The 22,950-nt window shown below is 50.5% G+C and carries 16 protein-coding genes; 13 read left to right on the top strand and 3 right to left on the bottom strand.

Annotation, left to right across the window (positions count from 1 at the left end):
* The first annotated feature begins 1 nt into the window (after position 1).
* The 11 genes from DBR44_RS03905 to wecC are packed head-to-tail and all read left to right on the top strand — an operon-like array spanning position 2 to position 11,783.
* On the top strand, positions 2–691 hold the full coding sequence (locus tag DBR44_RS03905) for a cytidylyltransferase domain-containing protein (protein WP_124642270.1): 690 nt from the start codon (positions 2–4) through the stop codon (positions 689–691).
* Positions 621–1,793: an O-antigen ligase gene (locus DBR44_RS03900; protein ID WP_124642268.1), complete on the top strand. Its 1,173-nt coding sequence runs from the start codon at positions 621–623 to the stop codon at positions 1,791–1,793. Before DBR44_RS03905 ends, DBR44_RS03900 begins: the two co-directional genes overlap by 71 nt.
* Positions 1,790–2,977 carry a hypothetical protein gene (locus tag DBR44_RS03895; protein ID WP_124642266.1) on the top strand — a complete coding sequence of 396 codons (1,188 nt, stop codon included), beginning with the start codon at positions 1,790–1,792 and terminating at the stop codon, positions 2,975–2,977. The genes DBR44_RS03900 and DBR44_RS03895 overlap by 4 nt, the downstream gene beginning before the upstream one ends.
* Positions 2,974–4,221 (top strand): lipopolysaccharide biosynthesis protein, encoded by a 1,248-nt coding sequence (locus DBR44_RS03890; protein WP_124642264.1) that lies wholly within the window; start codon positions 2,974–2,976, stop codon positions 4,219–4,221. Before DBR44_RS03895 ends, DBR44_RS03890 begins: the two co-directional genes overlap by 4 nt.
* A complete protein-coding gene (locus DBR44_RS03885) occupies positions 4,218–5,564 on the top strand; it encodes a hypothetical protein (RefSeq protein ID WP_124642262.1) in 1,347 nt (448 codons plus the stop codon). Before DBR44_RS03890 ends, DBR44_RS03885 begins: the two co-directional genes overlap by 4 nt.
* Positions 5,554–6,222 (top strand): CatB-related O-acetyltransferase, encoded by a 669-nt coding sequence (locus DBR44_RS03880; RefSeq protein WP_124642260.1) that lies wholly within the window; start codon positions 5,554–5,556, stop codon positions 6,220–6,222. Before DBR44_RS03885 ends, DBR44_RS03880 begins: the two co-directional genes overlap by 11 nt.
* The gene (locus tag DBR44_RS03875; RefSeq protein WP_124642258.1) at positions 6,219–7,205 is read left to right on the top strand and encodes a GNAT family N-acetyltransferase; all 987 of its coding nucleotides are present in this window, start codon (positions 6,219–6,221) and stop codon (positions 7,203–7,205) included. The genes DBR44_RS03880 and DBR44_RS03875 overlap by 4 nt, the downstream gene beginning before the upstream one ends.
* On the top strand, positions 7,198–8,178 hold the full coding sequence (locus DBR44_RS03870; RefSeq protein WP_124642256.1) for a hypothetical protein: 981 nt from the start codon (positions 7,198–7,200) through the stop codon (positions 8,176–8,178). The genes DBR44_RS03875 and DBR44_RS03870 overlap by 8 nt, the downstream gene beginning before the upstream one ends.
* Before the next feature lie 14 nt (positions 8,179–8,192).
* The gene (locus DBR44_RS03865) at positions 8,193–9,428 is read left to right on the top strand and encodes a glycosyltransferase family 4 protein (protein ID WP_124642254.1); all 1,236 of its coding nucleotides are present in this window, start codon (positions 8,193–8,195) and stop codon (positions 9,426–9,428) included.
* The gene (gene wecB / locus DBR44_RS03860) at positions 9,421–10,566 is read left to right on the top strand and encodes a non-hydrolyzing UDP-N-acetylglucosamine 2-epimerase (protein ID WP_124642252.1); all 1,146 of its coding nucleotides are present in this window, start codon (positions 9,421–9,423) and stop codon (positions 10,564–10,566) included. Before DBR44_RS03865 ends, wecB begins: the two co-directional genes overlap by 8 nt.
* 2 nt (positions 10,567–10,568) lie before the next feature.
* A complete protein-coding gene (gene wecC / locus DBR44_RS03855; protein ID WP_124642250.1) occupies positions 10,569–11,783 on the top strand; it encodes a UDP-N-acetyl-D-mannosamine dehydrogenase in 1,215 nt (404 codons plus the stop codon).
* Positions 11,784–11,953: 170 nt separating this feature from the next.
* Here the strand turns inward: wecC and DBR44_RS03850 are convergent, their stop codons facing one another.
* From DBR44_RS03850 to gltB, 3 genes are all read right to left on the bottom strand, one after another.
* The gene (locus tag DBR44_RS03850; protein WP_124642248.1) at positions 11,954–13,372 is read right to left on the bottom strand and encodes an FAD-dependent oxidoreductase; all 1,419 of its coding nucleotides are present in this window, start codon (positions 13,370–13,372) and stop codon (positions 11,954–11,956) included.
* Positions 13,373–13,437: 65 nt separating this feature from the next.
* Positions 13,438–13,800, bottom strand: coding sequence for a four helix bundle protein (locus DBR44_RS03845; RefSeq protein WP_124642246.1), 363 nt, complete (start codon positions 13,798–13,800; stop codon positions 13,438–13,440).
* Between the two features lie 40 nt (positions 13,801–13,840).
* A complete protein-coding gene (gene gltB / locus DBR44_RS03840; protein ID WP_124642244.1) occupies positions 13,841–18,289 on the bottom strand; it encodes a glutamate synthase large subunit in 4,449 nt (1,482 codons plus the stop codon).
* A 296-nt stretch (positions 18,290–18,585) separates the two neighbouring features.
* On the opposite strand from gltB, the gene DBR44_RS03835 reads away from it, so the two are divergent.
* Both DBR44_RS03835 and DBR44_RS03830 read left to right on the top strand, forming a co-directional pair.
* The gene (locus DBR44_RS03835) at positions 18,586–20,103 is read left to right on the top strand and encodes a phosphatidylserine/phosphatidylglycerophosphate/cardiolipin synthase family protein (RefSeq protein WP_124642242.1); all 1,518 of its coding nucleotides are present in this window, start codon (positions 18,586–18,588) and stop codon (positions 20,101–20,103) included.
* A gap of 511 nt (positions 20,104–20,614) precedes the next feature.
* On the top strand, positions 20,615–22,870 hold the full coding sequence (locus tag DBR44_RS03830; protein ID WP_124642240.1) for an arginine/lysine/ornithine decarboxylase: 2,256 nt from the start codon (positions 20,615–20,617) through the stop codon (positions 22,868–22,870).
* Positions 22,871–22,950: the final 80 nt, after the last annotated feature.

Genomic DNA, 22,950 nt, shown 5'->3' with positions numbered 1-22,950 from the left:
AATGAAATTACTCGCTCTCGTCCCTGCCAGAGGCGGCTCGAAAAGACTCCCCGGGAAAAACATCAAACCGCTAGCGGGCAAACCACTGATACAGTGGACCATTCAACCGGCACTGGAAAGCCAGCTGTTTTGTGACGTTCTTCTATCCACTGATGATCAGCAGATAGCAGAAACGGGTAAATCATTGGGTTGTCTTGTTCCCTGGCTCAGACCGGCCTCGCTCTCCAGTGATACGGCGACTTCAATTGATGTGGCATTGCATGCATTGGACTGGTACGAAACCGAACATGGCAAAGTTGATGGTCTGGTACTTTTGCAACCTACATCACCATTCCGCAGCATTGATACCTTGCAGGAAACAACCAGGCTATTTGCCAGCGACATGTCAAAGCCCGTCGTAACCGTTTCGCCGGTGCAGCAACACCCAGCATGGTGTTTTTTTCAGGACGAAGCCGGCATCTCACCCTGTCTGGGCTGGGAAGAATCCAATAAAAGATCACAAGATCTGAAGCCCGCCTACGCATTGAATGGCGTTGTCTATATAACACCGCCAGAAGTCATTCGAAAAGAAAATAATTTCTTAAATAATAAAACACGTGCGCATATTGTAAACAATATCGATGAAATCATTGATATCGACACCGAAGATGATTGGAAACATGCAGAAATCACCTCAAGAAAATTTAATTAAATACTATGGATTACCATTCAGTCTTTGGCTAACCACAGTATATGGATGCCCACAGTGGGGTTTCATATTTGTTGCAATCATTTCACTACTCTCACCAACATCAACACCAAAAGAAAGTAACTTTTACAGGAAGGAGCTTTTTTGGCTTGCAGCCATAACAGTAGCATGCTCACTTAACTTCACAATTGGATTATATTTTGGATCTCCACAATCAATTAACCGCTCACCATATTTTATAGGACTCATAGTAACATTTTTGATAGCGAGCAAGCTTGAAAAAAAACAATTAATAGCTATTTCATGGCTTACAGCAATTGAATGCCTCATTCTATTTATAGAATTTATTCTTAAAATAAATACCGTCTTCACATACCATCCCGAATACAAATCAGGAATAGATTACAGTTACATATACTGGGGAAGGCCATTTGGATTAAGTGATGGCAGCAATAGCTTCGCAATCAAGTTAGTCATTGCTTTAGGTATAGTAAACTACCTGATGGAAACTCAATGGAAAAAGCATCTCCTACAAGGAATAATAATATCAGCACTTATTATAAATTTTAGCAGAAGCGCATTTATCGCAATAATATTTCATTATATCTTCTTGTACAACTTCCACCACAACAATAAGAATTTATATAGAAAACTATCAGCAGCGATTATTGCCATAATTAGCACCATCATAATAACAAACCCATTCAATATTGCATCAAAAATAGCCTTCCATTTAAACCATGGAAAAAAAACAATAGATTACTCATACAGAGACGAAATTTGGAAATCGTGCATTAACTTCATAACAAATAACCCAATACTAGGAAACAATTCATCACGGTTTTACATTTGGAATGCTGATTACAAACAGTGGGAACATGCTCACAATTCATTTTTACATCTTATCACATCAAACGGAATATTAATAACAGGCCTAATATCATTCTGGATATTAAAACACGTATCAAAACACAATTTTGGATTACTACTACCATTAATTATTTTTTCAATGGGGCAATACGGGATATTCTGGAGCATATCCATACAGGATGTTTTATTCATTAATTTACTAATATTTTCCAAAAACTATCGCACTCAAAAATGAAGATAATTTATATATCCTTAATAATATTAACCACACTTCCATACTTAGGGTTATATACTTTCAATATTGGAAATGAGGCGCAAATGTATGGTAACACAGATGCGATTATTTTACCGTATACAATCTACATTATCATATATTTATTAATTACATTTCTTATAATGTCAGTAAAGAATACAAAAATAAAAAATGGTATAAAAATAACAGGCAAAGAGCTAAACATCCTACAAATTAAATGCTTTATAGCCATTTCACTCCTGCTTATTATAAATTTATTAGCAGGAGGCTACGAAATCCTCAACCAAGAAATTGACAGGGGAACTTTCAGAGCTAATGTTGATACCATTGGTATGGTATACAACTTGGTAACAACATTTCTACCGTCTTCACTACTAGCCGTTACCGTCTGTGCATACTTACACCACGACGGAAATAAGAATAAATCAACGCGTTCACTTCAGTACTTAGTAATTTTATTAGCAATGCTATGCGGCATAACTACAGGATTCAAATCAACAGCCTTATTTATCATACTGCCAGCTTTATTTATTTACTCAGAAAAACTTGAATTAAAATCCATACTTATAATTTCTATTGTTATTTTCATTGGAATGGCCATATCAACAGCGTACTTCATGAAGTATCCTCTAGACGGGATCGCTAAATACCTTTTTACAAGATCAACAGCCATTGCCGTTTCTGGGTCTGTTTCGGTTTGGCACCACTTCCCAAACGGCGGCGAAGATTCTTCTTACACGCTACTTTATTCATTAGGGAACAACTTAAGCTCACTAATAACAGGAATAGCAAAAAATACACCTGAATTTTTAAAAATAAACCTGACAAGATATATTGCATATATTGCCGACCCGCGATACGACGAAGCACTTTCTGGAGCATTTAATTTAACGGTAACAAATTTTGGGGAAGGTGTATACTTCTTTGGCCGAGACTATGTATATATATATTCCATTATATCAGCTGCAATCACAGGCATAGTATTGCTTAAATTTAAAAGGCATACTGGAAATTCGATGCTATGGCAGGTCACAACGGCTGTCTATATCGCTCATGTACTATTCCCTTGGCTCCTGAATTCAATGATAGGAAATTTATTTGGCATCCCAACAATATTTAACATGGTCGTCTCAATATTAGCCATAATAGCCGTATCAAAAATATGAAATTATTTAAAATACTTTCTGCTTTTTTTTCAATAAATATCATAAGAGCTATCTCACCATTTTTACTATTACCTGTCCTGACCAGCTACCTGAGCACCAGTGACTATGGCACATTATCGCTTATTGAAGCCTGCATCCTGGTATTAACACCACTTGCCATGCTAAATTCAAGCGGCCTTGTTAGCACCCGCTATTATAAAGAAAATCATGATTACATATCACGACTAAATTATAATGTGATATTAGTCATAATGCTCGCTAGCGTAGCATTGGCCATTTTCGAAATCATCGCAATACCGTTTTTAAACATATCACAAATACATAGCAACACCATACTGTACGCCATACCAGTTTTTATATTACTGCGCGCACTTAATACCTTTATTTTGAACCTTTGGCAAACACAGCACAAAGTTCGTCTTTATGCAACGTTTTCCATTCTTATACTATTTACTGATCTTGGACTATCCATTTTATTTGTCACACACCATGGAATGGGATACATCGGCCGGATCTTCGGCACCAATATCTCATATTTGATATTTACATCAGCCGGACTGTATCTGATTTACCAGCAACGATATATAAGCGCGAGCTTTGACAAGCGCATTTTGAAGGACATTATCAAGTATGGCACACCGCTAATCCCACATGCAATTGGTGGTGTTAGCTTGGCTGTTGCCAATAGATATATTATTGCCTACTATCTTGACCAGCATGCTGTCGGTATCTATTCCTTGGCTTATCAAATAAGTTCAGTCATGTTGCTTTTGGGGACATCCATCAATCAGGCCTGGTCAGTCACCCTGTTCAAATGGCTTGGCGACGGAGTGCAAAAAAACAGCAAAACCATTATCAAGACTATAAAGTATCTATGCTGCACGATTATCATTGCCAGCACAGCCATCATTATCTTTAAGGATCTGCTGTTTTTGATACTTTCCAACAAAAACTATGAACACGCCAAACCAATATTACCTTTCATGGTTATTGGCTTCATGTTTCAATCTCTTTATTTTATTTTTGTCAATTTTGATTTTTATGAAGAAAAAGTAAAATCAATTGGCAGCACAACTATAATCACATCGATTATTGGCATTCTGATTAGTTGCATTTTGACTGCCAACTATGGGCTAAATGGTGCCGCCATTGGATACATGCTGACCATGGCATTCTACTTCATTATTGTATTTGCCAGAGTATTCAAATTTAACAAAACGTTTCAAATGGTTATCAAGCAATGAGCAAACACACTGACAAATGCACGGAATTACTTTTTGAAATTGAAAAAGACCCTGCAATCATTGAAGGGTTTAATCATGACTCGACAAACAGCTGGGTAACAGTAAAAAATTTTATTTATGAAAGATCACTGACACATCTCGGCATAGAAAAACAAAGCATCAGCATTTATGAAATATTTTTCTCACTCATCATCATTGCAACATCACTGATAAATTACATCAGATCATTAAAAAAAGGCAACATTCCCATTTTCATTGGCGCAGGATCCGGACTGATAAGGCTGCAGAACAAAGTTGTTGACACATACATGTCATCATCTTTGAAATCGCATTTATGCAATCAGAAATTTCTTTATCTCACCAGCGCGGACAAACCAGCGAAACTAATAAAATTACTACCATTCATCATCAAGAAGAAAGTAATTGTTTACAGTTACATTGTAGCCCCACTACGCCTATTGTTAAAAAAGAAAATTTACAAAAATGAAAGTCAGAACAATCCAAAATTAGCATCCAGTGCTAATGAAATAGTCAGGCTATTTCATGCTGCCAATATTAACATAAAATACAATGATATTATTCAACTACATGCCAGATTCATTGCTGGCTATAGAATATTTTCCGTTCTACTGAGGCCATTCTCATTTTCAGATTGCCATATCGTTTCCGCATACAGCAATGCCGAAATATGTGCCGTACTAAAATTAAAAGGAACACATATTACCGAGGTACAACATGGTATTATTGGCCCGACGCACCGTGGTTACAATTATCATCACACCATTAAAAACATACCAACACCCGATGTTATAGAAGTGTATGATAACTTCTGGAAAAACCAGCTTTTACAGGCTAATTATTTTCGAGAAAATCAGATAAAAATACAACCAAGATACAAATATGAGACCGCAAAAAAAATTAGCAACATCACCAACAAATCTATAATCATAACAGGTCAATCTCTCAGACGTGATAACGTATTAAAATTAATACAGGACATTCTTGATTCGGATTCAAAAATTCAAATTATTTATGCCCCCCATCCGAATGAGAGCAAAGAATATATTGCATCATTTCTGGCCCTAGAACAGAAATATCCACAACTTATACTGACATCGCATTTTGACCACTCTACCGAATCATGGATAATGAGTTGCTCTGCCCATGTCTCCATATACTCATCTTGCCATTTTGATTCAGTTCATTACCATGGCAAGACTTATGTTTATGATGTAATACCGAACAATGTGATGTATTACTATTGTGACAACCAACCAGATAGCTTTATCAAGTTTACAAATGCTATCGATTTACTCAAAATGATCAATAAAAATGATGAATAAATTATTCAAATTAATCTATCAGATCTATTTCAGCATTTATAAATTGATCAAGTATCCAACATGCACGATTAGCACCAACTTTATCTTACCCGGCGTCGCACTGGGCCAGGGCGTCATTATTAAAGAACATGTTAAAATATACAGGAATGTGGCGATTGGTAACCATACCTTCATCAATGAGGGTACACAAATTGATGCCAATACCAGATCAATCGGGAAATATTGCTCCATTTCTCATGGTGTAAAGATTGGAATGGGCCCCCATCCTCTAGATTTTTTTTCAACAAGCCCACTTTTTTATCAAAAATATCGCGGCATGGTAAATGAAGACTTCTATGATGAATATCAGGACAAGGGTTATACGGTCATAGGCCATGATGTGTTTATCGCGGCGAATGCAATCGTTGTGGCAGGCGTTACGGTAGGGGACGGTGCCGTTATTGCTGCAGGCGCAGTCGTTACCAAGGATATTCCTCCCTATGCAGTAGCTGCGGGGGTGCCAGCAAAGATTATCAAATATCGCTTCGATGAAAAAACCAGAGATAAACTGCTAGAATCAAAATGGTGGGATCTGGATCCCAAGCTTGTCGCACGCAGTGCTAAGCATGGCTTTGAAATTGATACATTTCTGAGCGCCATTGAGAAAGATAAAAAGTGACTATTAAAATAATTTTCGACCCTGCACAAGTACCCCTTGATTTTTCAAATCATGTATTTGCACAATCATCCTATCTGAAAGCCTCCAGCGAAGACTATGGCTGGTTTGTCGGCGCAGGTTATGTTCTGCCTTTTTATATTGATAAAATACTTTTTTTTAAAAGATTGATATTTACAATGGCACCACTTGAATACAACTCAACTGCCGAGCGTTCTAGCGTTCACCAGTTTCTGGATGCCGTTATTGATTTATGTAAAAACAATAATCTGTGCGATTTCATATCCAAGCCGCAATCTAATGCAGTATTCCCTATTGCCCCTAGCCAATCCGTACACTGTGAATGGGGTAGTTATGTAACAAATATTGACTGCAGCGATGAGGATTTGTTGAAGTCATTTCACAGCAAACATCGCAATGTCATTATCAAAGCTATTAAGGACGGTATTACCGTCTCGCAAACTGCTGATTATGCACTAGTACAAGCCTGTATCAAGGAAACCGTTTCTCGTCAGAATGTCCCTTATTTCCCTTCATTGGAATTTGTACAAACACTTTGCAGGACTATGGAAAGCAATGTTCTGATGATGGCTGCTCATTACAATGGAGAACTTCAAGGCGTTGCACTGGTTCTACATGACATGGATACCGGCTATTACTTGTACGGTGGTTCGACACCCAAACCACATGGCGGCTCACTTAATTTGCTGCAATACGAAGTCATGCGACATTTAAAAGGCAAAGGCCTCAAGCGCTATGATTTTGTTGGCGCACGTCTTTTTGTTAAAGCCGGTAGCAAATATGAAGGAATTCAGCGCTTCAAATCTCGATTCGGTGCTGAATTACAACAAGGCTACTCATTCAGGGTGGTATTTTCGCCTTTCAAATATCACCTTTTCAATCTGATGGCCAAAACTTATTGTCTCTTGAAAGGATGGCAGTTTGAGGATTCGATAGATCAACTCCGGAACAAGACAAGTGAATAAACCTTCAGTGTATGTCACCTTTGATTACGAGCTTTTCTTTGGGCCGCATGCCGGTTCTGTCGAAGCCTGTATTTTGTCACCGACAACAAGATTGATAAGCCTGGGTGAACAATATGGTGTCCGGTTTACCTTTTTTGTAGATGCGGGCATGTTGTGTGCCATGCGTGCCAATCTGCACCGCTCGGACGCGCTCAAGGCTCAGTACCAGGCAATTACCTCCCAGATCACCGAACTGGACAGACTGGGTCACGTGGTACAACTTCACATCCATCCTCATTGGGAAGATGCAGTGCTGGAGGGAAATAGCTGGCGGTTTGATGTCACACGCTATCGTATAGATCATTTTTCTGAAGCTGATGCTGACGGCCTGATACGACGCTACCATGCAGAGCTTCAATCTCATATCAACAAACCTCTGACTGCTTTTCGTGCTGGCGGCTGGTGTATTCAACCTTTTGTAAATTTCCGTTCTGCCTTTGAAGCACTGGGTATCACCACTGATAGTTCGCTTTATGCCAATGGCTATATGAATACTTATAGCCATCAATTTGATTTTAGAGGTATGCCGACTGATCAAATATGGAGATTTTCCATCGACCCGATGATGAAAGATGCAGCGGGTACGTTTATTGAAATTCCCATTGCTGCAACAGCCTACTCTCAGTTTTTTTACGCAAAGATGTTGCTGAACAGGCTTTTTAAAAACTCCAAATACGCCGTGTTGGGGGATGGCCGCGCTATTGGAGGAGGTAGAAAACGCCAACTGCAATCCATCTTGCGGGGTGATCATGGCGTAGTGTCACTGGATTCTTTCCGCTGCACTCAGGTGGAAAATGCGCTGAGGCGTTACGAATCCAGACATTCGGATGGACACTTTGTTATAATCGCTCATCCTAAAGCTCTATCTCAAGGCTCGTTCGAAGTATTAGCGCGCCTAGCCAAAAATCATAAATTGCAGTTTAACGTACTGTAAGTATCGAGATTGTCGTGCATATCTTATTTATTACTGATAATTTCCCTCCCGAAGTCAATGCACCGGCAAGCCGAACTTTTGAGCACTGCCGGGAATGGGTAAAAATGGGAGCGCAAGTTACCGTTATTACCTGCGCGCCCAACTTTCCCAAGGGAAAGGTTTTTCCCGGCTATAAAAATTCTCTCTATTCTACTGAGATCATTTCAGGCATACGCGTGGTACGTGTCTGGTCTTATATTTCAGCTAATGAAGGTTTTGCAAAACGTACTGCTGACTACCTGAGCTTCATGTTTTCCAGCATTATCGCTGCTATTTTTATCAAAAATGTTGACATTATCATAGGCACGTCACCCCAGTTTTTTACTGCCTGTGCCGCTGCAGTGGCTAGCAGGCTGAAACGAGCTCCCTGGGTCTTTGAGTTACGGGACATCTGGCCAGAGTCGATCAAGGCCGTTGGTGCAATGAAAGACTCTTTCCTGATTCGTGCACTGGAAAAGCTGGAGCTATTTTTGTACCGGGATTGTAACCATGTCATTGCCGTCACCCATGCATTCAAACAGGCACTGGCTCACCGGGGCATTTCCCCGGATAAAATCAGCGTCATTACCAATGGGGTTGATCTGAGTAACTATTTCCCAAGGGAAAAAGACCAGACCTTGATGTCACAATTCCAGCTACATAATAAATTTGTTGCAGGCTATATTGGCACTCATGGAATGGCACATGGACTGGACACACTGCTTGATGCCGCTGACAGTCTGCAGCATTCAGAGCAAGGCAAAGATATTATCATCTTGCTGCTAGGGGATGGTGCCAGAAAAGATCACTTGGTACAGGAAGCCAAGCGCCGCAAACTGGAAAATGTCATTTTTGTTGATAGTGTAAGCAAATCAGAAGTTTCGCGTTACTGGTCGATACTAGATACCTCTATTATACATTTGAAAAGGACTGATTTATTTAACAGCGTAATTCCCTCCAAACTTTTTGAATGTATGGGCATGGGCATTCCTGTGCTTCATGGCGTCCCGGGGGAATCAGCGGAAATCGTACGCACTGAAAATGTAGGACTGGTATTTGAATCTGATAATGCTGCCGAACTGACTGCATCCTTATTGAAATTAAAAAATGATGCTGTACTATACGGTACGTTACAAAATGACTGCCTGATCAGTGCACAAAAATATGATCGGAAAAATCTTGCACTTGATATGTATAAAATCCTGATCGAATTGAGACAGCAGAATGATTAATCGGAAAAAAATCATGCTGGCTTTTGGCACACGCCCGGAAGCCATTAAAATGGCCCCGTTGTACCATAAACTCCGTGCGCAAGCCGATCAGTTTGATACCATCGTGTGCTTGACCGGACAGCACCGGCAAATGCTCGATCAGGTTATGGATGTGTTCAATATCGAGGCGGATATTGATCTTGATCTGATGAAACCTGGCCAGGATTTGTATGACGTCACCTCTGCCGTACTGCTGGGCATGCGTGAGGTGTTACGCCAATACCAGCCAGATGCCTTGCTGGTACATGGCGATACCACAACATCGTTAGCGGCCGGCATGGCCGGGTTCTATCATGGAACCCGTATTGGCCATGTAGAGGCCGGTTTGCGCACCTATGATGTCAAGGCCCCCTTTCCCGAAGAGTTCAATCGTCAGGTAGTGTCTAGAATTGCAGACTGGCACTTCGCACCCACCACGGTGAGCCGTCAGAACCTGCTGAATGAAATGACGCCTGCTGAGCGCATTTTTGTTACTGGCAATACGGTCATTGACTCGCTGTTCTGGATCAAGGATCGCCTTGCCACTGACCCGGTACGGCAACAGCGTCTGATAGACAAGATCAGCCCGATGCTACCCTTTGACTGGCAACATCAGAGATTTGTACTGATTACTGGGCACAGGCGTGAGAATTTTGGTACGGGCTTCCTGTCCATCTGCGAAGCACTGAAGGTGCTGTCCTTGCGTTACCCGGATGTGCAGTTCGTATACCCTGTGCATTTGAATCCCAATGTGCAGGCACCCGTCAACACCATACTTAGCGGTTGCGGTAATATCCATCTCATTCCCCCACAAGACTACGAACCGTTTGTCATGCTTCTGATGCACGCCTACCTTGTGCTGACCGATAGTGGTGGCATTCAGGAAGAAGCGCCGAGTCTTGGTAAACCTGTACTGGTCATGCGCGACGTTACCGAGCGGCCAGAGGCCGTTGCAGCAGGTACGGTCAAGCTTGTCGGGGCTGACAAAGCAAAAATTATTGATAATGTCAGCCTATTACTCGAAGACCCAGCCCTTTACGCCAGCATGGCCAAGGCTCACAATCCGTATGGCGATGGCAAAGCCTGCGACAAGATTATTTCGGTTTTAAGGACTATTTAGGTATGGAAAAGAAGGTTATCTGTGTTGTTGGCTTGGGGTATATCGGCCTTCCCACAGCCGCACTGCTTGCCAGCAACGGTTATACCGTACTCGGTGTTGATGTGAATACACATGCTGTAGAGACAATCAATCAGGGGAACATTCATATTGTCGAGCCTGATCTTGATGCTTATGTCCGTTCTGCCGTCAGTGCCAAACGTTTGAGCGCTTCCACTACGCCTTCTGCTGCTGATGTGTTTATGATTTGTGTTCCCACCCCGTTCCATGAGGGTGATGGCATACCGCAACCGAATATTGATTACGTCCTTTCGGCCACGCGCAGCATTTCTCCCTTTGTCAAATCCGGTGACCTTATTATCCTTGAGTCTACCTCGCCGGTCGGTACGACTGAAAAAATGGCTGAGGTATTAACTGATTGCGGCGTTGATATTTCCAATGTCCATATGGCGTACTGCCCGGAGCGTGTTTTGCCCGGCAAAATCATGGCTGAACTGGTTGAAAATGACCGGGTTATTGGTGGCTTAACTCCTTCTTCTACTAAGGCTGTTGCCGATTTTTACCGGACATTTGTTCGCGGTACGGTTCTGGAAACAGACGTTCGTACTGCTGAAATGTGCAAATTGACGGAAAACAGCTTCCGAGATGTCAACATCGCTTTTGCCAATGAACTTTCACTTATTTGCGACAAGGAAGGTATTGATGTCTGGGAGTTGATAAAGCTGGCAAACCGCCATCCTCGCGTCAACATCCTTACGCCGGGAGCGGGAGTCGGTGGGCACTGCATTGCTGTCGATCCATGGTTCATTGTTGCCAGAGATCCTGAAAACGCCCGTATTATTCGCACGGCCCGTGAGGTGAACAATAGCAAAACCGAATGGGCGATTGACAAGGTCAAGTCCGCGATTGCCGATTTTCATGCAAAGCATGGCCGCAAACCAGTTGTGGCTTGTCTTGGCCTTGCGTTCAAACCGGACATAGATGATCTGCGCGAATCACCAGCATTGTTTATTGCCAAAAATCTGCATGATAGAGAACACGATATTATTGCAGTTGAGCCAAACATCGAGAGTCACGGTGTTTTAAGTATTGTATCTTTGGAAGATGCCGTGGAATGTGCTGATATTTTTGTAGGGCTGGTTAAGCATAAAGAATTTATGCAAGCCAACATCATAGAGTCATTAAAGCAGAAGTCATTTATTGATTTCATCGGTCTATAAGGCCACAGACTGTTAATACCTATACCACAATGGCCCCGCAATTATTTACGTGGCCATTTTTGGTATCGACGCCCCCCCAGTATTGAGTAGCACGTGACATTAGCATCAAATAGCGCAGTAAGAAAAAGCCCACCTTATGGTGGGCTTTTCATATCAGCGTACTACTTGGGTTACCACACCTGCAAATAACTTAGCATTCCTTCCGCCGCCTGGCGGCCTTCGAACACGGCACGCACGACGAGGTCGGCTCCGCGTACTTGGTCGCCGCCAGCGAAGATCTTGGCGTGGCTGGTTTGGTACTTGAACTTGGACTTTTCCGAGGCGATGGTGCGGCCGTTGGGCTGGCTGCTGATGCCGGCGCGTTCAAACCAGCTGGCGGCTTCTACCTGGAAGCCGAAGGCGATGATGACGTGGTCGCACTCGATGCGCTCTTCGCTGCCCGATACGATTTCGGCATTACGACGGCCACGGGCATCCGGCTCACCCAGGCGGGTTTCGGCCAGAATCACCGCCAGCGCGCCATTGGGCAGTTGTTCGATGCCCACTGGCTGGCTGTTCCAGCGGAATTCCACACCCTCTTCCTTGGCATTGGCCACTTCGCGCTTGGAGCCCGGCATATTGGCTTCGTCACGGCGGTAGGCGCAGGTCACGCGCTTGGCACCCTGACGGATGGCGGTGCGGTTGCAGTCCATGGCGGTGTCGCCACCACCCAGTACCACCACACGCTTGCCGGCCATGGAAACGGCGGCTTCGCCTGCCGGCAGGCTTTCCATGCACTGGCGCACGTTGTTGACCAGGTAGGGCAGCGCTTCCAGCACACCCGGCAGATCTTCACCGGCAAAGCCACCCTTCATGTACTTGTAGGCTCCCATGCCCATGAACACGGCGTCGTACTGTTCCAGCAGGGCTTCGATTTCGATGTCCTTGCCGATTTCGGTATTCAGCACGAATTCCACGCCCATGCCTTGCATGATTTCGCGGCGGCGCTGGACGACGGCTTTTTCCAGCTTGAATTCCGGTATACCAAAGGTGAGCAGGCCGCCGATTTCTTCGTAGCGGTCGTACACCACCGGCTTCACGCCATTGCGTACCAGCACGTCGGCACAGGCGAGGCCAGCCGGGCCGGCACCGATCACGGCGACTTTCTTGTCGCTCCAGATCACCTTGGACATGTCTGGACGCCAGCCGGCTTTATAGGCTTCGTCAGTGATGTATTTTTCGATGCTGCCGATGGTAACCGCACCAAAGCCGCCCTGATTCAGGGTACACGCACCTTCGCACAGACGGTCTTGCGGGCAGACGCGGCCACAGATTTCCGGCAGGCTGTTGGTCTTGTGCGACATTTCGGCCGCTTCGAACAACTTGCCTTCGTCCACCAGCTTCAGCCAGTTGGGGATGTAATTGTGTACTGGGCATTCCCATTCGCAATAGGGGTTGCCACAGGACAGGCAGCGCCCGGCCTGTTCGGCTGCATCCACCTGGTGCAGCGGCTGGTAGATTTCCTTGAACTCAATCTTGCGCACCGCAGCTTCGACTTTTTCGCCGGGGTTGCGGGAGAGCTTCATGAACTGAAAAACATCACCTGACATCGTTTTCTCCCTGTTGGGGAGTGGGGAGTAGGGAGTAGGGAGTAACCCCGGCCCGACCAGCCCACTTAATCTTTCAATTTGTTTCGCAAACTGCTGATCAATGCAGAAAGCAGCTTTCCGGTTTTGTTGAGTGCCGGGATTCCTGAATGTTGCTGTGGGAGATAGCCAAGGCGGACTGCCAATTCCAGCTGTGTATCCATCTCACTGAGTGAGCCACGCGCCACAACCAGAAAATGGACATAGTCTCTGGTGGTACTGCGTGCGGCCCCTTCAGCAATATTGGAGGGAATAGACACTGCTGCGCGCCTAAGCTGGGCTGTCAGGCCGAACTTTTCTTCGGCAGGAAAGCTGGCGGTCAATTGATAAATCAACTGTGCCAAATTCATGCTTTCCTGCCAGGCGTGTAGCTGCTTGTGCGGCTTGTCCACTCCCTACTCCCTACTCCCTATTCACTACTCCCGGCTCACCTCAATCCTTGAGCAGGCTGTCCAGCGTGGCGGCCTTCGGCTTCACCAGCCAGAAGTAGTCCACGTAGTCGTCGAAGTTCTGCAGCATGGCGCGGCCGGTTTCGGAGCCGGTCAGCTCGACATGCTTGGCAATCTTCTCCAGCAGGAAGGCACGGTACATGCCCATTGCTTCGCCGTTGATCAGGTGAATGTCGACCAGTTCATTGTTGTAGCGGTAGGCAAAGCGTTCGCCCGGGTCGTAGACGAAGGCAAAGCCACCGGTCATGCCGGCACCGAAGTTGTAGCCGGTTTCGCCCAGTACGATGACAGTACCGCCAGTCATGTATTCGCAGCAGTGGTCGCCCGCACCTTCGATAACAGCCAGCGCGCCAGAGTTACGCACGCCGAAACGCTCGCCGGCCACACCAGCGGCAAACAGCTGGCCACCTGTGGCGCCGTACAGGCAGGTGTTACCGATGATGATGGCTTCGCCGCTTTCATACACCGCATTCTTCGGCGGGTAGATGGTGACGCGACCACCCGCCATGCCCTTGCCGACGTAGTCGTTGGCATCGCCTTCCAGCTCCAGGTGCAAGCCCGAGGCGTTCCACACGCCAAAGCTCTGACCAGCGCTGCCGTTGAACTTGACCTTGAGGCAGCCAAACGGCAAACCAGCCGCACCATGCACACGGGCAATTTCGCCGGACAGGCGGGCACCGATGGAGCGATGGATGTTCTCGATCGGGTAGGACAGTTCCAGCATCTGCTTGTTATGGATGGCAGGCAGGGCGTCAACCAGGATCTGTTCAGCCAGCTCGCCCTTGTCAAAGGACGGGTTGCTATCGCTGATGCAGAAGCGCGGCACATCGTCCGGCACCGTGCCTTGCGACAACAGCGGCGACAAATCGAGCTTGTTCTGCTTGGCGGTTTCACCTTCCAGCAGCTCCAACAGGTCCATGCGGCCGATCAGCTCCTCCATGCTGCGCACGCCCAGCTTGGCCATCCATTCGCGGGTTTCGCGGGCAATGAACAGGAAGTAGTTCATCACCATTTCCGGCAGGCCAAGGAAGTACTTGGAGCGCAGCTTGATTTCCTGGGTGGCTACGCCAGTGGCGCAGTTGTTCAGGTGGCAGATCCGCAGGTATTTACAGCCCAGAGCGACCATCGGGCCGGTACCGAAGCCGAAGCTTTCTGCACCGAGAATGGCAGCCTTGATCACGTCCAGGCCGGTTTTCAGGCCACCGTCGGTCTGTACCCGTACCCGGCCACGCAAGCCGTTGGCACGCAGCACTTGCTGGGCTTCAGACAGGCCCAGCTCCCACGGCGAGCCGGCGTATTTCACCGAAGTCAGCGGCGAGGCACCAGTACCACCGTCGTAACCGGAGATGGTGATCAGGTCGGCATAGGCCTTGGCCACGCCGGCAGCAATGGTGCCCACGCCCGGCTCGGCCACCAGCTTCACCGACACCAGCGCGGTCGGGTTGACCTGTTTCAAGTCGAAGATCAGCTGTGCCAGGTCTTCGATGGAGTAAATATCGTGGTGCGGCGGCGGCGAAATCAGGCTGATGCCTTCCTTGGCGTGACGCAGGCGGGCAATCAGGCCGGTGACCTTGTCGCCCGGCAGCTGGCCGCCTTCGCCCGGCTTGGCGCCCTGGGCTACCTTGATCTGCAGCACTTCCGCATTCACCAGGTAATGCGGAGTGACACCAAAGCGGCCAGAGGCCACCTGCTTGATCTTGGACATGCGCTCGGTGCCATAGCGCGAAGCATCTTCGCCACCTTCACCGGAGTTGGAACGGCCACCCAGACGGTTCATGGCGGTCGCCAGTGCCTCGTGGGCTTCCGGCGACAGCGCCCCCAGCGACATGCCGGCAGAGTCGAAACGCTTGAGAATGGCTTCGATCGGCTCGACTTCGTCGACGGAGATCGGCTGCTCGGCCAGTTTTACCTTCATCAGGTCGCGCAGCATGGACACCGGACGGGTGTTCACCGTGTCGGCGTATTGCTGGTAGGTCTGGTAGTCGTCGTTTTGTACCGCTTTTTGCAGCAGCTGCACCACGTCCGGGTTGTAAGCGTGGTATTCCTCGCCGTGCACATACTTGAGCAAGCCGCCCTGCGAAATCTGGCGCATCGGGTTGAAGGCGAAGCGCAGCAGCTGTTGCTGGTCGTCTTCGAAGTCCTCGAAGCTGGCTCCGGACACGCGCGACACGGTGCCCTTCAGGCAGAGATCCACCACATCCTTGTGAATGCCGACGGCTTCAAACAGTTGGGCACCGCGATAGGAGGCGATGGTGGAAATACCCATCTTGGACAACACTTTCAGCAGGCCCTTGTTGATGCCCTTGCGATAGTGCTGCAGTGCTTCGTTGATCTTGCAGTTGACCACGCCACTGTTCACCAGATCGATAATGCTCTGGTAAGCGAGGTAAGGATAAACCGCAGTGGCACCGTAACCGATGACACAGGCCATCTGGTGCGCGTCACGCACGGTACCGGTTTCCAGCAGGATGTTGGTCTTGCAGCGCAGGCCGGTTTCGATCAGCGCATGGTGTACCGCACCGGTGGCAAACAAGGCATGAATCGGCAGACGGCCCTGGGTGATGATGCGGTCGGACAGCACCACGATCACCGTGCCTTCGTTGACGGCTTCGATCACGTACTGGCACAGCTTTTCGATGGCTTGCTGCAGCGAGCCTTCGCTCGGGTCGTAACACAGGTCGAACGTGGTGGCCTTCAGATAGGTTTCCGGCCGGGTGGTCACGCGCACGAATTTTTCATGCGACAGCACCGGCGAGCGCACTTCCAGCCGCTTGGCGTGTTCGGCGCTCTCTTCAAACATATTGCGCTCGGGGCCAAACACGCTGTTGAGCGACATCACCACGGCTTCGCGGATGGGGTCGATCGGCGGGTTGGTCACCTGGGCAAACTGCTGACGCAGGTAGTCGAAGGGCGAACGGACTTTCTGGCTCAATACCGCCATCGGGGTATCGTCGCCCATGGAGCCCACGGCTTCCTGGCCGTCTTCGGCCAGCACGCGCAAGATCTGGTCGCGCTCTTCATAGCTGAAGTTGTACAGCTTCTGCAGGCGGGTCAGCTCTTCCTTGCCCATGGCTTCGATGCCGGCATCGTCCTCGATCGACAGTTCCAGATACTTGGCGCTGTCCTTGATCCACTGACGATAGGGCTTGGCGCTCTTGAGCATGGCGTCGATGTCTTCCGGCATCAGTAGCTCGCCGGTGGCCAGGTCGGCGGCAAACAGCTGGCCTGGCTTCACCCGGCCCTTGCGCACCACGTCTTCCGGCTTGTAGTCCCACACGCCCACTTCCGAGGCGATGGTCAGGATATTGTCGCGGGTCAGTACCCAGCGTGCCGGGCGCAGGCCATTACGGTCCAGCATACAGGCGGCGTAGCGGCCATCGGTCAGCACGATGCCAGCAGGGCCATCCCATGGCTCCATGTGCATGGAGTTGTATTCGTAGAAGGCGCGCAGATCCTTGTCGGTGGAATCCACGTTCTGCCAGGCCGGCGGCACCAAGAGGCGCAGCGCGCGGAACAGCGGAATGCCGCCCATCAGCAGGCCTTCCAGCATATTGTCCAGGCTCATCGAGTCCGAACCGTCGGTCTGGACTATCGGGCGCACGGCGTCCATGTCCAGGTGCGGCGAGGCCATGATGCGCTCGCGGGCCCGCGCCCAGTAGCGGTTGCCCTGCACGGTGTTGATTTCACCGTTGTGCGCCAGGAAACGGAAGGGCTGCGCCAGCTTCCATTGCGGCCAGGTATTGGTGGAAAAGCGCTGGTGGAATACCGCCAGGCTGGACTCGAAACGTGGGTCGTTCAGGTCCAGGAAGAACTTGGGCAGGTTTTCCGGTGTCACCAGGCCCTTATAGGACAGGGTGTGTGGCGACAGCGTGGGCAGGTAAAAGGCCGGGTCGTCCACCTTGTTGGCTTTTTCAGCCTGGCGACGGCCCATGTACAGGCGGCGCTGGAAGGTGAGTTCGTCCATCCCGAAGGGACAGTTGACGAATACCTGCGAAATAGCCGGCAGGCTGGCCAGTGCGGCTTCGCCACAGGCGCTGATATCGGTGGGAACCACACGGAAACCGGCCACTTCCAGTTGCTGGGCTTCCAGGAACTCCTTCAGCCGGCGCAGGCTACGCGCGCCGATTTCACTGTCGGGGTGGTGGAATACCAGACCGGCGGCGTACACTGCCTTGAGCGCGATATCGGCCTCGGCGGCCACTTCGCGCAAAAAGCCATCCGGCTTGCGAAACAACAGGCCACAGCCATCACCCGATTTGCCGTCTGCCGCCACCGCTCCACGGTGGGTCAGTTTGGCCAGCGAGGAGATGGCGGTTTCCACCAGCCAGTGACTGGGTTTGTCGTCCAGCTGGGTGATGAGGCCGAAGCCACAGCTGTCCTGCTCGAAATCCGGGTGGTACAGGGTACCCTGCAACCAGCGCTGTCTGTCCATTGCTTTGTCCTGCTTATAATTGTGAATCGAATGAATTGATTCTAAGGGCAACTTGCTTGACCTTGCAACCAGTTATTGCCGCATTTTCCGCAGCGCAATAACTGTTTTAATTCAATGACTTGATAGAAATTTTCTGAAAAAAAATCAGGGAAAACCCGCAAAACTGGCATATTTTTCTTCCATTTTTGTGACGCCCATATTCATATTTACGACTTTCCCCGTCGTGCGCAGCCCTTATCCAAAACCGGAAAAAATACCTTGTTTTGAATATTGTCTGACAACATTCACGAGGCAATATGCGTAGCGATGCCACTACACCGGCAACACAGGATTTCGTCCGCAAGCTGGCCGACCAGGCCTTCTCGCGTTCGGCTGGCGCGCCGCTGATTGCCGGCAATAGTGTGCAACTGCTGTATGACAGCAGCGATAACTTTCCGGCCTGGAAACAGGCGATTGCCGCTGCGGAAGATTCGGTATTCATTGAAATGTACATCGTGGCCAACGACCGTTTTGGCCGCGAGATTCGCCAGTTGCTGATGGACAAGGCCACGGCCGGCATCAAGGTATGTCTGCTATACGACTGGCTGGGCTGCTGGAAACCCAGCCTGGGCGGTTTTTTCCGGCCACTGCTCGCGGCCGGTGCCGCCGTGCGCGCCTATAACCCCCCTACTCTGACCGGTGGGCTCAGCCTGCTGGGACGCAATCATCGCAAGCTGATCGTGGTAGACCGCCACACCGCGTTTATCTCCGGCCTGTGCATCAGTTCCAGCTGGGAAGGCCAGCCGGATGCCGGCATCGCCCCCTGGCGTGATACCGGACTGGCGCTGCGCGGCCCGCTGGTGGCCGAGGCGCTGGCCGCGTTTGCCGATAGCTGGGCCAGTTGCGGCACCGCGCTGCCTGATGTCTGGCAACAGCCACCCGGCCCGCAAGCAGAGGCCGGTGCGATTGCCGCCCGGCTGATTGCCACCACTCCGTCCACGGCCCACATGATGCGGCTGGACATGCTGATTGCCAGCTTTGCCCGCCGCACGCTGTGGCTGACCGATGCCTACTTCATGGGCACCAGCACTTATCTGTCAGCCCTGAAGCAAGCGGCACTGGATGGTGTTGACGTGCGCCTGCTGGTGCCACGCTCCAGTGACATCCGCTGGATCGCCACCGTCTCGCGCACCATGTACCGGCCGCTGCTGGAATCTGGCGTCAGGGTGTTCGAGTGGAACGGCTCGATGATTCACGCCAAGACCGCAGTCGCCGACGGCCGCTGGGCGCGTATCGGCTCCACCAATCTGAATATCTCCAGCTGGCTGGCCAACCGGGAAATCGACGTCGCCATCGAAGATGAAACGGTAGCCGGCGAACTGGCCGCACGCTTTCTGCAGGATCTGGAGCAGTCCACCGAAGTGGTACTCAGCGGCCACAAGCGCACGCCGGTACTGACCCACCCGCGCCAGCGCCAGCCGCCATCTTTCCTGTTTCCGGCGGCCAGCCATGCCGCCCGCAGCAGTGCCAGCGCCGCCGCGCGCCAGGCAGCACGGATTGGCGATGCGCTGGGTGCGGTGGTGCGTGGCACCCGCAGCATCGACACCAGCGAGGCTGCCGCATTTCTCACCATTGGCCTGGCCTTGCTGGCGCTGGCGCTGCTGGTGGTGCTGTTTCCCTGGATGGTGGCCGGGCCGCTGGCCTTCCTGCTGCTGGTCAGCGGCGCGGCCATCGTTCTCAAGGCGCTGGGGCTGTACCGCCGCCGTAATGAAAAAAAACAACAGTTGGCCGCGACAAAAAATAATCTCAAACCGCCAGCCCCACCTACTGGCTAATGTGCCTTAAAACAACCCTTTAACTGCCGAAAATCCAACGCAAAGCCTTGTCCGACAAGGCTTTGCGCTGGATATTTGATCAAACTTGCAGAATATTTTCATCCACTGATATTGCCTTGCAACACAAGCACGGTAAAAGGTCTACAATGCGCGCTTTCTTGGGATGTTCTCCAAGCCGGCCGACGTGAAGGACGCATGATCATCGTGCTCCCTAAGGAAGCCGGGGATCTGCGGCCACTCCACGTCAGCCTGCAGGACTCACCCCGGACTTCCGTGCGCACCGCGGCGCAAAGCGCCCCGTTTTTACGCGCCTCAAGGCCAGCCTTGACCTGCCGTCAGTCAGACGGCGACAAGGCCTGCGCCCCAACGCGCACCGAGTGACACTGCAGCAAGCTGCGGGCCGACAGGCGTTACAGGTGCACGGTATTGTCTTTGCCCACGGCAAAGGCTGCCTTCCTGAACGGCCATCCCCGGCTGTGGTGTCCGAGTTTTGACCGACAAGGACTCAGGTATGCGTTTTCACTTTCCCATCGTCATCATCGACGAGGACTTCCGCTCGGAAAACACCAGCGGCTCCGGCATCCGCGAACTGGCAGCAGCCATGGAGGCCGAAGGCATGAGCGTGATCGGTTACACCAGCTATGGTGACCTCACCTCTTTCGCCCAACAGCAAAGCCGGGCAGCCGGTTTCATCCTGTCCATCGACGACGAAGAATTCCAGACCGACGACGCCTCGGAAAACGCCCTGGGACAGCTGTACAGCTTCGTGGCGGAAATCCGCCGGCGCAACCCGGACATTCCGGTGTACCTGTACGGCGAAACCCGCACGGCGCGCCACATTCCCAACGACATCCTGCGTGAACTGCATGGCTTCATCCACATGCACGAGGACACGCCGGAATTCGTGGCCCGCCACATCATCCGCGAATCCAAGAGCTATCTGGACAGCCTGGCCCCGCCGTTTTTCCGCGCGCTGGTGGACTACGCCCACGATGGCTCCTACTCCTGGCACTGCCCCGGCCACTCCGGCGGCGTCGCCTTCCTGAAGAGCCCGGTGGGCCAGATGTTCCACCAGTTCTTTGGCGAAAACATGCTGCGCGCCGATGTGTGCAATGCCGTGGACGAGCTGGGCCAGCTGCTGGACCACACCGGCCCGATTGCCGCCTCCGAACGCAATGCGGCACGCATCTTCAATGCCGACCATCTGTTCTTTGTCACCAACGGCACCTCGACTTCCAACAAGATCGTCTGGCACAGCTGCGTGGCCGCCGGCGACATCGTGCTGGTGGACCGCAACTGCCACAAGTCCAACCTGCACGCCATCATGATGACCGGTGCCATTCCGGTCTTCCTGATGCCCACGCGCAACCACTACGGCATCATCGGCCCGATTCCGAAGTCGGAATTCCAGCTGGACAACATCAAGAAAAAGATTCTGGCCAACCCCTTCGCCCGCGAAGCGCTGGAAAAGAATCCCAAGCTCAAGCCGCGCATCCTCACCATCACCCAATCCACCTACGATGGCATTCTGTACAACGTGGAAGAGATCAAGGGCATTCTGGATGGCGAAGTGGACACGCTGCACTTTGACGAAGCCTGGCTGCCGCACGCCAGCTTCCACGACTTCTATGGCGATTTCCACGCCATTGGCGAAGGCCGTCCGCGTTGCAAGGACAGTCTGATCTTCTCCACCCAGTCCACCCACAAGTTGCTGGCCGGCATCAGCCAGGCCTCGCAGATTCTGGTGCAGGACCCGCAAAACCGTCAGCTGGATACCGCCTGGTTCAACGAGGCTTATCTGATGCACACCTCCACCAGCCCGCAATATTCCATTATTGCCAGCTGCGACGTGGCGGCCGCCATGATGGAACAGCCGGGCGGCCAGGCACTGGTGGAAGAGTCGCTGGTAGAAGCACTGGATTTCCGCCGCGCCATGCGCAAGGTGGACGAGGAATACGGCAACGACTGGTGGTTCAGCGTATGGGGCCCGGACGAGCTGTCCGACGACGGCATCTGCGACCCGGTGGACTGGGAACTGAAACCGGGCGCGCACTGGCACGGTTTTGCCGGCATCGAAGAAGGCTTCAACCTACTGGACCCGATCAAGGCCACCGTATTGACGCCGGGCCTGGATGTGGACGGCAGCTTCGAAGAGATGGGCATTCCGGCCGCCATCGTCACCAAGTACCTGACCGAACACGGCGTGGTGGTGGAAAAGACCGGCCTGTACAGCTTCTTCATCATGTTCACCATCGGCATCACCAAGGGCCGCTGGAACACGCTGATTTCGCTGCTGCAGCAGTTCAAGGACGATTTCGACAAGAACCAGCCGCTGTGGCGCGCCATGCCGGACTTTGTCGCCCGCTACCCGCAGTACGAACGCGTGGGTCTGCAGGACCTGTGCCAGCGCATTCACGCGCTGTACACCAAGCACGACATCGCCCGCCTGACCACCGAGATCTATCTGTCCGAGATGGAACCGGCCATGCGCCCGGCCGATGCCTTTGCCAAGATGGCCCACCGCGAGATCGAACGCGTGCCGGTAGACCAGCTGGAAGGCCGCGTCACCGCCGTGCTGCTGACGCCATATCCGCCGGGCATCCCGCTGCTGATTCCGGGCGAGCGCTTCAACAAGACCATTGTTGACTATCTGCGCTTTGCCCAGGCCTTCAACCGCGAACTGCCGGGCTTCGAAACCGACGTGCACGGTCTGGTGGCCACCGAAGTGGAAGGCCGCAAGGTCTACTGCGTGGACTGCGTCAAGTAAGCCGCACGCAGCGCTCCATGCCAACAGCCGCAGGCTCTGTCCTGCGGCTTTTTTTGCGTGCTACGGCCAGTTGCTGGCCA

The sequence above is a fragment of the Aquitalea sp. FJL05 genome (assembly GCF_003852595.1).
In the GTDB taxonomy this organism is placed as follows: domain Bacteria; phylum Pseudomonadota; class Gammaproteobacteria; order Burkholderiales; family Chromobacteriaceae; genus Aquitalea; species Aquitalea aquatilis.
The sequence above is the reverse complement of the archived record's forward strand: the minus strand, read 5'-3'. Positions and strand labels throughout refer to the sequence as shown.

Coding starts and splice junctions, on each gene's coding strand:
- DBR44_RS03905 (WP_124642270.1), top strand. CDS start 2: ATGAAATTACTCGCTCTCGTCCCTGCCAGAGGCGGCTCGAAAAGACTC.
- DBR44_RS03900 (WP_124642268.1), top strand. CDS start 621: ATGAAATCATTGATATCGACACCGAAGATGATTGGAAACATGCAGAAA.
- DBR44_RS03895 (WP_124642266.1), top strand. CDS start 1,790: ATGAAGATAATTTATATATCCTTAATAATATTAACCACACTTCCATAC.
- DBR44_RS03890 (WP_124642264.1), top strand. CDS start 2,974: ATGAAATTATTTAAAATACTTTCTGCTTTTTTTTCAATAAATATCATA.
- DBR44_RS03885 (WP_124642262.1), top strand. CDS start 4,218: ATGAGCAAACACACTGACAAATGCACGGAATTACTTTTTGAAATTGAA.
- DBR44_RS03880 (WP_124642260.1), top strand. CDS start 5,554: ATGATGAATAAATTATTCAAATTAATCTATCAGATCTATTTCAGCATT.
- wecB (WP_124642252.1), top strand. CDS start 9,421: ATGATTAATCGGAAAAAAATCATGCTGGCTTTTGGCACACGCCCGGAA.
- wecC (WP_124642250.1), top strand. CDS start 10,569: ATGGAAAAGAAGGTTATCTGTGTTGTTGGCTTGGGGTATATCGGCCTT.
- DBR44_RS03850 (WP_124642248.1), bottom strand. CDS start 13,372: ATGTCAGGTGATGTTTTTCAGTTCATGAAGCTCTCCCGCAACCCCGGC.
- gltB (WP_124642244.1), bottom strand. CDS start 18,289: ATGGACAGACAGCGCTGGTTGCAGGGTACCCTGTACCACCCGGATTTC.
- DBR44_RS03835 (WP_124642242.1), top strand. CDS start 18,586: ATGCGTAGCGATGCCACTACACCGGCAACACAGGATTTCGTCCGCAAG.
- DBR44_RS03830 (WP_124642240.1), top strand. CDS start 20,615: ATGCGTTTTCACTTTCCCATCGTCATCATCGACGAGGACTTCCGCTCG.